The sequence below is a fragment of the Aminobacter niigataensis genome (assembly GCF_946995915.1).
Lineage (GTDB): Bacteria > Pseudomonadota > Alphaproteobacteria > Rhizobiales > Rhizobiaceae > Aminobacter > Aminobacter niigataensis.
The window spans coordinates 178,513-192,134 of the sequence record NZ_OX341517.1; the positions used below are offsets into that span (position 1 = coordinate 178,513).

The 13,622-nt window shown below is 63.8% G+C and carries 12 protein-coding genes; 2 read left to right on the top strand and 10 right to left on the bottom strand.

Annotated features, from left to right (window positions below):
• Positions 1–141: 141 nt before the first annotated feature.
• Positions 142–357 carry a RidA family protein gene (locus tag O1Y97_RS00875; RefSeq protein ID WP_318762772.1) on the bottom strand — a complete coding sequence of 72 codons (216 nt, stop codon included), beginning with the start codon at positions 355–357 and terminating at the stop codon, positions 142–144.
• A gap of 256 nt (positions 358–613) precedes the next feature.
• Between O1Y97_RS00875 and O1Y97_RS00880 the strand changes: the two genes are divergently transcribed.
• Positions 614–1,198, top strand: a complete 585-nt coding sequence (locus O1Y97_RS00880; RefSeq protein WP_108605522.1) for a hypothetical protein — start codon at positions 614–616, stop codon at positions 1,196–1,198.
• Positions 1,199–1,251: 53 nt separating this feature from the next.
• Here O1Y97_RS00880 and O1Y97_RS00885 read toward each other — a convergent pair whose 3' ends face one another.
• From O1Y97_RS00885 to O1Y97_RS00925, 9 genes are all read right to left on the bottom strand, one after another.
• Positions 1,252–2,823 (bottom strand): FGGY-family carbohydrate kinase, encoded by a 1,572-nt coding sequence (locus tag O1Y97_RS00885; RefSeq protein WP_318762773.1) that lies wholly within the window; start codon positions 2,821–2,823, stop codon positions 1,252–1,254.
• A gap of 159 nt (positions 2,824–2,982) precedes the next feature.
• Entirely contained in the window at positions 2,983–4,461 is a 1,479-nt protein-coding gene (locus O1Y97_RS00890) for a mannitol dehydrogenase family protein (RefSeq protein WP_318762774.1), read from the bottom strand.
• A gap of 179 nt (positions 4,462–4,640) precedes the next feature.
• On the bottom strand, positions 4,641–5,417 hold the full coding sequence (locus O1Y97_RS00895) for an L-iditol 2-dehydrogenase (RefSeq protein WP_318762775.1): 777 nt from the start codon (positions 5,415–5,417) through the stop codon (positions 4,641–4,643).
• Positions 5,414–6,412 (bottom strand): ABC transporter ATP-binding protein, encoded by a 999-nt coding sequence (locus tag O1Y97_RS00900; protein WP_183262962.1) that lies wholly within the window; start codon positions 6,410–6,412, stop codon positions 5,414–5,416. Before O1Y97_RS00900 ends, O1Y97_RS00895 begins: the two co-directional genes overlap by 4 nt.
• Before the next feature lie 21 nt (positions 6,413–6,433).
• On the bottom strand, positions 6,434–7,258 hold the full coding sequence (locus tag O1Y97_RS00905; protein ID WP_183262963.1) for a carbohydrate ABC transporter permease: 825 nt from the start codon (positions 7,256–7,258) through the stop codon (positions 6,434–6,436).
• Positions 7,259–7,268: 10 nt separating this feature from the next.
• Positions 7,269–8,141: a carbohydrate ABC transporter permease gene (locus tag O1Y97_RS00910; RefSeq protein WP_108609556.1), complete on the bottom strand. Its 873-nt coding sequence runs from the start codon at positions 8,139–8,141 to the stop codon at positions 7,269–7,271.
• 93 nt (positions 8,142–8,234) lie between these two features.
• On the bottom strand, positions 8,235–9,545 hold the full coding sequence (locus O1Y97_RS00915; protein WP_318762777.1) for an ABC transporter substrate-binding protein: 1,311 nt from the start codon (positions 9,543–9,545) through the stop codon (positions 8,235–8,237).
• Between the two features lie 208 nt (positions 9,546–9,753).
• Positions 9,754–10,704, bottom strand: coding sequence for a sugar-binding transcriptional regulator (locus O1Y97_RS00920; RefSeq protein ID WP_108605529.1), 951 nt, complete (start codon positions 10,702–10,704; stop codon positions 9,754–9,756).
• 123 nt (positions 10,705–10,827) lie between these two features.
• The gene (locus tag O1Y97_RS00925) at positions 10,828–11,265 is read right to left on the bottom strand and encodes an OsmC family protein (protein WP_183262965.1); all 438 of its coding nucleotides are present in this window, start codon (positions 11,263–11,265) and stop codon (positions 10,828–10,830) included.
• Between the two features lie 406 nt (positions 11,266–11,671).
• Between O1Y97_RS00925 and O1Y97_RS00930 the strand changes: the two genes are divergently transcribed.
• On the top strand, positions 11,672–13,621 hold the full coding sequence (locus O1Y97_RS00930; RefSeq protein ID WP_108605530.1) for a PrkA family serine protein kinase: 1,950 nt from the start codon (positions 11,672–11,674) through the stop codon (positions 13,619–13,621).
• Position 13,622: the final 1 nt, after the last annotated feature.

Below are 13,622 nucleotides of genomic sequence, written 5' to 3' on the forward strand. Positions count from 1 at the left end.
CTCGATTGTGAGGACGCAATCCTCACTCTGATCTTGGCTTATGCGACGGCACCAGTCAACTCGTTGCGCAGCCCTCGCCGCCGGCAGCAATGAGAGGCTCTGGTGCGTTCACTCCGCCTGCATGCCATGGGACGTAGGCGATCAGGTCCAGGAGGGCGTGCGCGCCGGGTACGACGTGAGGCCCACGATAATGGTGGTGGACACCGGCTTCAGGCCGGGGAAATGCACCGCCCATTCGTCCATCCCCTCGGCGAAGCTGTTGCCGCGATCGTGGAAGCAGGCGCGGCGCACGACATTTTCGAGCGACGTGCCGGCGGCCTCGCAGATCGCAGCCGCGTTCTTCAGCACGTAGCGCATCTGCGGGTTTCTGCGGCTTATCGAATCCCGCCCTCTCCGCCAGCGCATGCTCACTTCCCGATGTCAGCAGGCGTCGTTGAGAAGCCTCCAAGGCTGGCGTTCTGCGACACGTTTCTGCCGGATCGCCCCGGCCCGTCCGTACGGCCCCTCGCATCGACCGACTTCAAGGAATTTACAATTGGAATGAACGGAGCGACATTCATGGCGTCGTCCATTTGTACAGCTTTTACGCGAAACACAAATTGGAGGAACTGCCATGAGGACTGCAAGTCTCGCGCGTTGCGTAGTCATTGCTCTGGCTGGTTTCTGGGGCGTGGGACAGGCCCCAGCAGAGGAGCCGAACAAGGCTGAAATCGACGCCATTCGCCAGGCGCTGGAAAAATACCAGGACCCCTACAATGCGATCCGCGACCTCTATCTCTCGACGGTCGGGTGCGTTCACTACAGCGGCGAAAAGATCGAAGGGCACATGGAGTATCCGAAGGGAGCCATGGGAATCCACTTCGTCAACGTCACCATCAGCGGCCCGCCGGATCCGAAGCGTCCGAACGTGCTGATCTACGAGCCCGACGGCAAGAAGCTGCGCCTGGTCGCGGTCGAATGGCTCGTCCCGCTTGCGGCAGCCAAGGAACGGCCAAGCATGCTGGGCCAGCCCTTCCAGGGTCCAATGGAGGGGCATGAACCGCTGATCCCGAAGGACTTCGTCCACTATGACCTGCACGCCTGGCTGTTCAAGGACAACCCGCTCGGCATGTTCAGTCCGACAAACCCGGATGTGTCCTGCGACGGGTTCGACTTCAGCCTGCTGGAGACGCCGACCAAGATGGTGCACGCGCCATGAGGCAAGCGCACGACAGCTAGCCGCGAAGCCTTGCCCCGGGGACGGCATAGGCCTCAGACGATGTCGTCGAGCGCCTTGCGCTGGCGGTGCATTTCTAGGAACACGCGGTAGTCGCGGTCGAAGCGCGGCCACGCTGCAGGATTTGGACGGCGCGCGCGGCCCTCCTGGCGCATCGCTGCACAGGCCTCGGTGAGGTTGGGGTAAAGGCCGGCTGCGGCCGCCGCCGCCATGGCCGTGCCCAGAAGCACGGCGTCGCCGCCGACCGGCTCGACGACGGTGCAGCCGGTGGCATCGGCATAAAGCTCCATCAGCAGCGGGTTGCGGGTGTGGCCGCCGGTGACGTGCAGCGTGTCAATGCCGTAGCCGTTGGCGTTGAGCGCGTCGAGCACGTGGCGAAGGCCGAGGGCTATGGCAACCGCAGTGCGCCAGTAGAGCCGGCAAAGGCTGTCGAAGGACGAATCGAGCGTCAGTCCGCTGATCACGCCGAGCGCATGCGGGTCGGCCAGCGGCGAGCGATTGCCGTGGAAGTCGGGCAGCACGTGCAGGCGTCCGGCAAGGTCGAGGCCTTCGCCGGCGCGCAGTTGCATGATGCGTTCGGTGATCTTCCGGTGCAGCGCGGCATCGGGCTCGCCGCCGGCGCCATGCCAGCGGACGATGTGGTCGAGCAGCGCACCTGTCGCCGACTGTCCGCCCTCGCTCAGCCAGAGACCTGGAAGGGCCGCGCCGAAATACGGCCCCCAGACGCCGGCAAAGGCGCGCGGCTCCGGCGACATCGCCATGACGCAGCTCGATGTGCCGGCGATCAGCGCAAGATGACGTTCGATGCCGGGCAGTCCGCCGATGACGCCGACCGCACCGGCAAAGGCGTCGATCATGCCGGCGCCGACACGGCAAGCGGTGGTCAGGCCGAGCGCTTCGGCGGCAGCGGGCGTGAGCGGGCCGAGATCGGTGCCGACCGGGCTGGCACGCTCCGGCACGGCTGCATGGTCGAAGATGTCGCCGAGGCCGACGGCGGCAAAGAAGTCGTGCCGCCAGGCCTCGCGCTCATGGGCGAGATAGGTCCATTTGGCGGTCAGCGTGCATTGCGAGCGGGCGAGCGAGCCCGATGCCTTGTGGCAAAGGAAATCGGCGAGGTCGAAGAGCTGGCCGGTGCGGGCCCAGCTTTCCGGCAAATGACGCTTGACCCACATCAGCTTGGGCGTCGCCATTTCCGGCGACATCACGCCGCCGGCATAGCCGAGCACCTCGTGGCCGGTTGCGGTGCATTCGTCGGCCTCGGCCAAGGCGCGATGGTCGAGCCAGACGATGGTGTCCCAGCGGTCGCCGCCGCCGGCGGAAACGCCAACCTGCTCGCCACGCCTGCCCCTGAATACGGTCGAGCAGGTCGCGTCGAAGCTGATGCCGGCGACGTCGGCCGGCTCGACATCGGCGGACAAGCGCGCCGCGCGCACTGCGGCGCAAGCCGCCTGCCAGATGTCTTCGGAATCGTGCTCGCAATGGCCCGCCGCCGATCGGTTCATGGCGATGGGGAATTCGGCACGGGCGAGAAGCTTTCCGCGCTGATCGAAAATGCCAGCGCGCGCGCTGCCAGTGCCAACATCGACGGCGCAAAGATGGGCCGCCATCAGGACGACAATGTCCGGCTGCGGCCAGCACGCGCGCGGCCGACTGGCGGCGTTTGCCGCGAGGTCAACCGGTCTGAAAACGCCGAGATCAAAACCATGACGCGCAGTCTATATGCGCGCCATGGCCAATGCCAGCGGGCAGCGGCGGCTCGGCCTGGCTCAGAGGCTGTCGCCGAGGTAACGCGTCAGGGTCTCCCTGGTCCCCAGCGTCCACAGCGCCTCGAGGCCATGGGCGAAGGCCGCGGCGAAGGGTGCCGAGTTGCCGACCTCGCCATAGATGTCTTCCATGGCGAGCCAAGCCTGGGGCATGTCCTTCGCCGCCGTGGCGGTCGCCTGCAGGCGGGTCCAATTGGGGTCGTTGGGCTCGATGACAGCACCGGAGTCGGTCGTGCCGAAGCAGTAGCGGCACCAGAGCGCGGATTCGAGCGCAAGGCCGGTCATGCCGCCGCCTGCCTTGAGGCGGTCGGCGATGGTCGGGATGATGAATTTCGGCTGCCGGTTGGAGCCGTCGAGACAGAGCCGCCGCACAGTGTCGCCGATCTTTGGGTTGGAAAAGCGGCGCTCGATGAGTTCGCAATATTCCTCGAGCACGACACCCGGCACCGGCGGGACGGTGGGCATGATCTCCTCGCGCTCGAGCTTGGCCAGGAAGGCGCGCACGAGCGGGTTCTCCATCGCCTCGTGGACGAAATGGATGTCCATCAGCCCGGCCGGATAGGCGATGGTGGCGTGGCCGCCATTGAGGATACGGATCTTCATCAGCTCGAACGGGGCGACGTCATGGACGAACTGGACGCCGACCTTGTCCAGCGCCGGCCGGCCATCGGTGAAACGGTCCTCCATCACCCATTGCTTGAACGGCTCGCAGAACACCGGCCAGTTGTCCTCGACGCCGAATGCGGCTGCAAGGATGCCGCGCTCGCGGTCGGTTGTTGCGGGCGTGATGCGGTCGACCATGCTGTTGGGGAATGCAACATTGTCGCGGACCCAATCGGCGAGCGTCTTGTCGACCAGCCGGGCAAGACCGATCGTCGCATCCGACGTGACATGGCCGTTGCCGGGAATGTTGTCGCAGGACATGACGGTGAAGGGCACGATGCCGTCCCCACGGCGGCGGATCAGGCCGGCGAGGATGATGCCGAACACGGTCCTGGGCGTGTCCAGGTTCTGCGCATCGGCGACGATGTCAGGGTGGGTCGGATTGAAGAGCCCCGAGGCCGGATCGATGAAATAGCCGCCTTCGGTGATGGTCAGCGAAACGATGCGGATCGCCGGATCGGCAAGGCGCTCGATGATGGCGGCCGCATCGCCGGGCATCAGGAAGTCCACCATGACGGCGGTGACCCGCGCGCTCATGTGGCCGCTGTCCTGCTCGACTACAGTGGTGAGGCAGTCCTGCTCGGCAAGCCTGGCGCGACCAACCTTTTCGCCGTCGAAGACGCCGGCGCCGACAATCGCCCAATCATGGCCGACACCGGAGTTGAACAACTCGTCGAGATAGACCGCCTGATGCGAGCGGTGGAAGTTACCGACGCCGAAATGGACGATGCCGGGCGTGAGCGCGGCGCGCTCGTAATTCGGGCGCGCGACATTGGCGGGGAGACTGCCGAGATTCGCTTGGGAGAGTTTCACGGGCATGGTTCGACGCTTTCTTTTTCACGGTTCGGCGCAAGCGCCTCCGATCCCTTCGCCCCGTTTACGGGGAGAAGGTGGCCCGAAGGGCCGGATGAGGGGCGGCATCAATCTTGAAGGTCAGCGCTGCCCCTCACCTGCCTGCCGGCATCCTCTCCCCGTGAACGGGGAGAGGAGCGCTGTATTCAACTCATCCAGTTGCCGCCATCGACGTTGTAGGTCTGGGCGACGATGTATTGGCTCTCCGGTCCGGCGAGGAAGATCGCCATGCCGACAAGGTCGTCTGCGGTGCCCATGCGGCCGAAGGGTACGGCCTCGCCGACAAGGCGCTTCTTTTCGCCTCGCGGCCGGTTCTCGTACCTGGCGAACAGTTCGTCGACGTGCTCCCAGTGCTCGCCCTCGACCACGCCGGGGGCGATGGCGTTGACGTTGATGCCGTGCTTGATCAGGTCGAGCCCGGCCGACTGGGTCAGGCTGATGACCGCGGCCTTGGTGGCGCAGTAGACGGCGACGAGCGCTTCGCCGCGACGGCCGGCCTGGCTCGCCATGTTGATGATCTTTCCGCCCCGTCCGGCAGCGATCATCGAGCGGGCAGCCGCCTGCATGGTGAACAGCGTGCCGGCGACATTGACCGCAAACAGCTTGTCGTAGCTCGCCTTGCCGATCTCGACGATCGGCGCGAGGTCGAAAAGTGCTGCGTTGTTGACCAGGATGTCGAGACCGCCTGCCCTCGCTTCGACGGCCTTGATCGCCTGATCTATCGAGTTCAGGTCGGTGACGTCGAGCTTGACGGCATAGGCCGACGGGCCGATCTCGGCGGCAGTCTTTTCGGCCGCTTCGACATTGATGTCGCCGATGGCAACTGTCGCACCCTCGCCGACATAGGCCTCGGCGAACGTCCGGCCGATGCCGCGCGCAGCGCCCGTGATCAGCGCCGACTTGCCCTGGAGCCTGCCGCTCACATGGCCCTCCCGTCGGTTCCGAAACGGTGGATCTTGGGCGGGCTGGGGGTGAGGAAGATCGTCTCGCCGTGGTGAACGCCTATCTCGCCGTCGGCACGGACGGTCAGCGGACCGACGTCATCCGCATGGACATGCAGGAAGGTGTCGGAGCCGAGATGCTCGGCCACACCGACAGTCGCCTTCCATTCGCCTGCGGTGGTGGAGATGCCGAGATGCTCGGGCCTGACACCGATGGTCGTGGCGCCATGCTTGGCAGCAGCAGTGCCGTTGATCAGGTTCATCTTGGGCGAGCCGATGAAACCTGCGACGAACAGGTTCTTCGGCGTCTTGTAGAGTTCCATGGGCGAGCCGACCTGCTCGATGTTACCGGCATTCAGCACCACGATCTTGTCGGCCATGGTCATTGCCTCGACCTGGTCGTGGGTGACGTAGATCATCGTCGTCTTGAGCTGGTGATGCAGTTCGCTGATCTCGAGGCGCATGGTGCCGCGCAAGGCGGCATCGAGGTTGGACAGCGGCTCGTCGAACAGGAAGGCCGAGGGCTGGCGCACGATGGCGCGGCCAATGGCGACGCGCTGGCGCTGGCCGCCCGACAGCTGACCCGGGCGGCGCTCGAGATAGTTGGTCAGGTTGAGGACACGGGCGGCGTCCTTGACCTTCCTGTCGATGACCGCGGCATCCTCGCCCGCCATCTTCAGCGGGAAGGCGATGTTCTTGTAGACCGTCATGTGGGGATAGAGCGCATAGGACTGGAACACCATCGCCAGCCGCCGCTTGGCCGGCGCCTCGCCGGTGACGTCGCGGCCATCGATGTTGATCTTGCCGGAGCTGGTGTCCTCCAGCCCGGCGATCAGCCTGAGCAGGGTCGACTTGCCGCAGCCCGACGGCCCGACGAAGACGACGAACTCGCCGTCTTCGATCTCAAGGTCGATCTCGGGGATGATGGTGGTTGCGCCGAAAGACTTCGACACCTTGTTGAGAACAATATTGCCCATGGTTTCCTCCCGCGGGTTCGACTATTTCACGGCGCCGAAAGTCAGGCCGCGGACGAGCTGGCGCTGGGAGAACCAGCCCATGATCAGGATCGGTGCGATGGCCAGCGTCGATGCCGCCGAGAGCTTCGCCCAGAACAGTCCCTGCGGGCTGGAGAAGGACGCGATGAAGGCGGTCAGCGGTGCGGCATTGGTGGTCGTCAGGCGGATCGTCCAGAAGGCCTCGTTCCACGCCAGGATGATGTTGAGCAGCATGGTGGAAGCGATGCCGGGCACCGCCATCGGCGTCAGCACATAGACGATCTCGCCCCACAGGGTGGCGCCGTCCATGCGTGCGGCTTCGAGGATCTCGCCGGGGATTTCGCGGAAGTAGGTGTAGAGCATCCAGACCACGATGGGCAGGTTGATCAGCATCAGCATGACGGTGAGGCCGATGCGGGTATCGAGCAGGTTGGTGTCGCGGAAAATCAGGTAGATTGGCACCAGCACGGCGACCGCGGGCATCATCTTGGTGGAGAGCATCCACATCAGGATGTCCTTGGTGCGCTTGGTCGGCGAAAACGCCATCGACCATGCCGCCGGGACTGCGACCACCAGCGCGAGGATGGTCGAGCCGACGGCGATGATCACCGAATTCAGGAAGAACTTGAAATAGTTGCTCTGCGCCTGGACCTCGGCGTAGCTCTCCAGCGTGCCCGACGGGATCAGGCTGAAGCCGGCGATCGCCTCGGTCTCGGACTTGAAGCTGGTGATGATGGTGTAGAGGATCGGGAAGAAGATCAGCAGGGCAACCACCCAGGCGGCCACGGTGAAGCCGATCTTGCGATTGGTCGAAACTGCGCGTGCCATGGGTTGCTCCTCACTTGTCCAGGTTCTTGCCGACGGCGCGCATCAGAAAGAAGGCGACGATGTTGGCAAGGATGACCGCAATGATGCCGCCGGCCGATGCGCCGCCGACGTCGTAGCCAAGAAGCGCCGTGCGGTAGATCAGGAACGGCAGGTTGGTCGAGGCGTAGCCCGGTCCGCCATTGGTGGTGACCAGGATTTCCGCATAGACGCCAAGCAGGAAAATAGTCTGGATCAGGATGACCACGGTGACGGCGCGCGAGATGTGCGGGATCGTCAGGTAGATAAAGCGGCTGACGAAACCGGCGCCGTCCATCTCGGCGGCTTCCTTCTGCTCGCCATCGAGCGACTGCAGCGCGGTGAGCAGGATCAACGTCGCGAATGGCAGCCACTGCCAGGCCACGATGATGATGATCGAAAACAGCGGGTATTGCGCGAACCAGTCGACCGGCTGGGCGCCGAAGAATTTGGCGATGTCGGCGAAGACGCCGTAGCCGGGGTGCATGATCATGTTCTTCCACACCAGTGCCGCCACCGGCGGCATGACGAAGAACGGCGAGATCACCAGGATGCGCACGATGCCCTGGCCGAACATCGGCTGGTCGAGCAGCAGCGCCAGCGCGATGCCGCCTATGACGGTGATCAACAGCACGCCGAGGACCAGCACCAGCGTGTTCCAGATCGACTGGAAGAAGGCCGGGTCGGTGTAGAAGAACTTGTAGTTGAACAGGCCGGCGAAGCTGACATTGGCCGGATTGAGCAGGTTGTAGTTCAGGAACGAGAACCACAAGGTCATCGCCAGCGGCACGATCATCCAGATGAAGAGCAGGATCACCGAAGGCGCCATCATGAAGCGCGCCAGCGTGGTGGTCTGTCGAGTAGCCATGGCGATCACCCCGGTTCGGACGGATGAGGTTTCAGGTCACCGAAAGGGGCCGTCCGGACTGGGAGACCGGACGGCCAGGCAGGGAGGATCTGCCTACTTGATGTAGCCGGCGCGGGTCATCTCGCGGACCGCTGCGGTCTGTGCTCCGGCAAGCGCGTCATCGACGCTCGACTGTCCGGCGAGGGCCGCCGAGAACAGCTGGCCGACGGTCGTGCCCAACCCCTGGAACTCGGGAATGGCGACGAACTGGACGCCGACATAAGGCACCGGCTTGACGGTGGGCTTGGTCGGATCGGCGGAATTGATCGAATCCAGCGTCATCTTGGCGAAGGGCGCGGCCTTCTGGTACTCGGGGTTGTTGTAAAGCGAGGTGCGCGTGCCGGGCGGCACGTTGGCCCAGCCTTCCTTCGAGGCAACGAGGTCGAGATAGCCCTTGCCGGTTGCCCAAGAGACGAACTTCTGCGCCGCTTCGGCCTTCTGCGTGCCGGCCGGAATGCCGAGCGACCATGCCCACAGCCAATTGCCGCGCTTGCCCAGGCCGGTGTCTGGCGCCAGTGCGTAGCCGACCTTGTCGGCAACGGTCGAATCCTTCGGATTGGAGACGAAGGAGGCCGCGACCGTGGCGTCGATCCACATGCCGCACTTGCCCTGCTGGAACAGCGCCAGGTTCTCGTTGAAGCCGTTGGAGGAAGCGCCGGACGGGCCGGCATCCTTCATCAGGTCGACGTAGAACTGGAGGGTATTCTTCCACTCGGGCTGGTCGAACTGCGGCTGCCATTTCTCGTCGAACCAGCGCGCACCGAACGAGTTGGACATGGCGGTCAGGAAGGCCATGTTCTCGCCCCAGCCGGCCTTGCCGCGCAGGCAGATGCCGTTGATGTCGGCGGCGCGGTCGGTCATCTTGCGGGCCGCGTCGGCGATGAATTCCCAGGTCGGGGCGTCGGGCATGGTGAGCCCGGCCTTCTCCATCAGATCCTTGCGGTACATGACGAAGGAGCTCTCGCCGTAGAAGGGCGCGGCATAGAGCTTGCCGTCCGCCGAAAGGCCACCGGCAATGGCCGGGATGATGTCGGCGGCGTCGTAGTCGGCGCCAAGATTGTCGAGCGGCAGCAGCCATTGCTGCTTGGCCCAGATCGGAACCTCGTAGGTGCCGATGGTCATGACGTCATACTGGCCACCCTTTGTGGCGATGTCGGTGGTGACGCGCTCGCGCAGCACGTTCTCTTCGAGCGTGACCCATTCGAGCTGGATGTCGGGGTTCTTGGCGGTGAAGTCGTCCGTCAGCTTCTGCATGCGGACCATATCGCCATTGTTGACCGTGGCGATGGTGATGGTCTCGGCATGAGCGGCAAACGCAAGCGCGCTCGCTCCGCACAGGCCCAGGAAGAGCGTGTTCAGTTTCATCGAATTCCTCCCAAAAGCCAAAGTGAGCATTTGCCTTGGCTGTGGGCAATTATTCATCTGATGTGATTTATGTCAAGCAGGAATCTGGGCACGGCAGTGCAGCCGCCGGATTGGCGGCTGGTCGGGATGCAGATGAAGGGAGGAGAGAGACGGCGCGCGGCCGCGCGGAGCGCCTATGCGTCGGAAGGCACGGCTCGTGGACTACGGGTCAGGCAGCCAGCAAAGCTGCTGCCGTGCGCTCGTCGGTGATCAGGCCGTTGACGAGACGCCGGGTGACGGCGGCCAGGATGCCGGGCAGCTTGCGCTCGCCCATGGCGAGCGCAACCACCAGCGAGCGCTCACGCGACGGCAGCGGCGCGGAGGCAACGCGGTCGTTGGTGATGCCGTCGATGAGCTTGCCGTCGCGGTCGAAGGCCCAGCCGACAATCTCACCGACAGCGCCGGCCTTCTGCAGCGCCTTGAGTTCGGTTTCGGTGATGAAGCCGTCCTCGTAAAGCGGCGCCTGGGGGCCCATGTCGCCGACGCCGACGAAGGTGACGTCGGCCTGCGCCGCAAGCGCCAGGGTCGGCTGGATCAAGGGCTGGCCATGCAGCATGCGGCGCTCGTCCGACGACGAGGCAATGGCCGGCAAAGGCATGGGAAAGCTGCGCGCCTTGATGGTGTCGGCCATGGTGAAGATGACGTTGTAGAACGCCGCCGAACCATCCGGCGAGATGTTGCCGGTCAGCGAAACCACCTTGTGCTGCGGGCATTCCATCGGCGGCAGCTGTTCGATCGCTGCCTTGAGCGTGCGGCCGGTGCCGATCGCCATGACGATCGGCTCGGGCGAGCGCAGCCATTTCTCGATCTCGGCGGCCGCCGCCTGGGCAATGCCGATCGTCGTCGACGACGAATCCGGATCGCTGGGCGTGACCTCGACAAGGTCGAGCGCAAAACGGGACCGGAGCCTTGCGGCAAGATCCAGGCAGTTGGCGATCGGATGGTCGACACGAACCTTGATCAGACCTTCCGACATGGCCAGCGACACCAGCCGCTGCGCTGTCTGGCGCGAGACGCCGAGCTTTGTCGCGATCTGGTCCTGGGTGTTGCCGGCAACATAATAGAGCCAGCCGGCGCGGGCGGCGTCATCGAGCCTTGGGTTTTCGCTCCGGGAACTCATGCGTCGTGCCTCATCATCTGCCGAGGCAGTTTCGCAGGGTTTTCGCAAATGCGCAATTGCCCGGCAATCGCGCATTTGCTCGGATCGACTCTTTGCCGCAACTGGCAGCGATCAGCGTTGCCGTCAGCCGGCGCTGGCCGGCGCCGAGGTGTCGACGACTTCGAAATCGTGGGTGATGACCGCCGACTTGGCGAGCATCGCCGAGGCCGAGCAGTATTTCTCGATCGAGAGGCTGACGGCACGCTCTACCTTGGCAGCCGCAAGGCCACGGCCCTTGACCACGAAGTGCATGTGGATGCGGGTGAAGACCTTGGGGTCGGTGTCGGCGCGATCGGCGTCGAGCTCGACGGTGCAGTCCTCGATCGCCTCGCGGCCCTTCTCCAGGATATGGACGACATCGTAGGCAGAGCAGCCGCCGGCGCCGATCAGCATCAGTTCCATCGGGCTCGGGCCCGGCGTCTGGCCGCCCGGTTCCTTGGAGGTTCCGAGCACGATCTTGTGCCCGCTGCCGGATTGGCCAACGAAGGTGCGATCCTCAACCCATTTGATGCGTGCCTTCATGACAGCCATCCTTCCCTGCAAAACTGCCCGCCATCGTGCGGTCCCAGTTCATAACCGGGCGAAGGTCGCAGCGTCGAGTGCCGCCTTGTGTCGCGGCGCAGATTTCAACACCAAGCACTGGCGACGCGTTCACAAATCCATCGACTGGACAGGCCATATCCGGGCGGCCCGCCCTATCGCCGGACAACAGCCCAAAGTTGAACTTCGGCGCAAGCAAAGCGCCGTCATGGACAGACCCTCTCCGCGGTTCGTCAAGCGGAGTGCCGCGCCACAATTCCATGCATGCAAACTAAATCTGCGATCACGACATTCTGTGCGGAACTTTGGCTGACCAGCGAAGTTGAGATGAAGGCAAAAGGTCGAAGTGGTGTTACACTCCCACCGACTTCGGCATTGTGAGGGTGCCATGCAAACACGTGAAACCGACGTCTTCAATCTCTTCTCGGAAATCTACAGCAGTCAGACAACCGAGGAGATGAGCCTCCAGCAATATCTGCTCGCCTGCCGCGACCAGCCGGCCATGTATGCCACGGCAGCGGAGCGAATGGTGGACGCCATCGGCGCCCCCACGCTGGTCGACACAAGTGCTGACCCCCGCATGGGGCGCATCTTCGCAAACCGAACAATCAAGCTTTATCCGGCATTTGCCGAGTTCTACGGCATGGAAGACACGATCGAGCGGATCGTCGGCTACTTCCGCTACGCCGCGCAAGGTCTGGAAGAACGCAAGCAGATCCTGTACCTGCTCGGCCCCGTCGGCGGCGGCAAGTCGTCACTCGCCGAACGGCTGAAGAAGCTGATGGAAGAGCGGCCGATCTACACACTCAAGATCGGTGGCCAACTCAGCCCGGTCTTCGAATCACCCCTTGGCCTGTTCCATCCAGATCGCATGGCCGACCTGCTTGAGGACAAATATGGCATCGCCCGGCGCCGGCTGACCGGCCTGATTTCGCCATGGGCGGCCAAGCGGCTCGAAGAAATCGGTGGCGACGTCTCCAAGTTCAGCGTGGTCAAGCTGATGCCGTCGCGGCTGCGCCAGATCGGCATAGCCAAGACCGAGCCCGGCGACGAGAACAACCAGGACGTGTCGGCCCTGGTCGGCAAGGTCGATATCCGCAAGCTTGAGAATTTCAGCCAGGCCGACCCCGACGCCTATTCCTACAGCGGCGGCCTGAACCGCACGACGCAAGGACTGTTGGAATTCGTCGAGATGTTCAAGGCGCCGATCAAGGTGCTGCATCCGCTGCTGACGGCGACCCAGGAAAGCAACTACAACGGCACGGAGAGCTTCGGCGCCTTCCCCTACCAGGGCATCGTACTGGCGCACTCCAACGAATCCGAATGGCTGCAATTCAAGAGCAACAGGAACAACGAGGCGTTCCTCGACCGCATTCTGGTGGTCAAGGTGCCCTACTGCCTGCGCGTCACCGAAGAGCGGCAGATCTACGAGAAGCTGCTGCGCGAAAGCGAACTGGTGAGCAATCCCTGCGCGCCCGAAGTGCTCGACATATTGAGCCGCTTCACGGTGTCGACCCGGCTGGCCGAACACGAAAACTCGCCGCTCTACACCAAGATGCGCGTCTATGACGGCGAGAACCTCAAGGACGTCGACCCCAAGGCCAAGTCGATGCAGGAATATCGCGACGCCGCCGGCGTCGACGAAGGCATGAACGGCGTCAGCACGCGCTTTGCCTTCAAGGTATTGTCGGAGACGTTCAACTACGACACCAAGGAGATCGCCGCCGACCCGGTGCATCTGATGTACGTGCTCGAACAGGCGATCAAGCGCGAACAGTTCCCCAACGAGATCGAGCAGTCCTATCTCGATTTCATCAAGTCGGAGATCGCCACGCGCTATGCCGAGTTCATCGGCCACGAGATCCAGAAGGCCTATCTCGAATCCTACAGCGAGTACGGCCAGAACCTGTTCGACCGCTACATCGCCTATGCCGACGCGTGGATCGAGGACCAGGACTACAAGGACCCCGACACCGGCCAGATCCTCAATCGCGGCATTCTCGATTCCGAGCTGTCGCAGATCGAGAAGCCTGCCGGCATCGCCAACCCGAAAGACTTCCGCAACGAGGTGGTGAAGTTCACGCTGAGGGCGCGCGCCAAGAACAATGGCCGCAACCCGTCATGGACCAGCTACGAGAAGCTGCGGGAGGTGATCGAGAAGCGCATGTTCGGCCAGGTCGAGGACCTCTTGCCTGTCATCAGCTTCGGCGCCAAGCGCGACAGCACGACCGAGAAACAGCATGCCGAATTCGTCGAACGCATGACTGAGCGCGGCTACACGCAGCGCCAGGTCCGGCGACTCGTCGACTGGTACATGCGGGTTAACAAGGCGGGCTGAT

Bases quoted from the DNA above. Each gene is read 5' to 3' on its own strand.
- O1Y97_RS00875 (WP_318762772.1), bottom strand. From the start codon at position 357: ATGCGCTACGTGCTGAAGAACGCGGCTGCGATCTGCGAGGCCGCCGGC.
- O1Y97_RS00880 (WP_108605522.1), top strand. From the start codon at position 614: ATGAGGACTGCAAGTCTCGCGCGTTGCGTAGTCATTGCTCTGGCTGGT.
- O1Y97_RS00885 (WP_318762773.1), bottom strand. From the start codon at position 2,823: ATGGCGGCCCATCTTTGCGCCGTCGATGTTGGCACTGGCAGCGCGCGC.
- O1Y97_RS00890 (WP_318762774.1), bottom strand. From the start codon at position 4,461: ATGCCCGTGAAACTCTCCCAAGCGAATCTCGGCAGTCTCCCCGCCAAT.
- O1Y97_RS00900 (WP_183262962.1), bottom strand. From the start codon at position 6,412: ATGGGCAATATTGTTCTCAACAAGGTGTCGAAGTCTTTCGGCGCAACC.
- O1Y97_RS00905 (WP_183262963.1), bottom strand. From the start codon at position 7,258: ATGGCACGCGCAGTTTCGACCAATCGCAAGATCGGCTTCACCGTGGCC.
- O1Y97_RS00910 (WP_108609556.1), bottom strand. From the start codon at position 8,141: ATGGCTACTCGACAGACCACCACGCTGGCGCGCTTCATGATGGCGCCT.
- O1Y97_RS00915 (WP_318762777.1), bottom strand. From the start codon at position 9,545: ATGAAACTGAACACGCTCTTCCTGGGCCTGTGCGGAGCGAGCGCGCTT.
- O1Y97_RS00920 (WP_108605529.1), bottom strand. From the start codon at position 10,704: ATGAGTTCCCGGAGCGAAAACCCAAGGCTCGATGACGCCGCCCGCGCC.
- O1Y97_RS00925 (WP_183262965.1), bottom strand. From the start codon at position 11,265: ATGAAGGCACGCATCAAATGGGTTGAGGATCGCACCTTCGTTGGCCAA.
- O1Y97_RS00930 (WP_108605530.1), top strand. From the start codon at position 11,672: ATGCAAACACGTGAAACCGACGTCTTCAATCTCTTCTCGGAAATCTAC.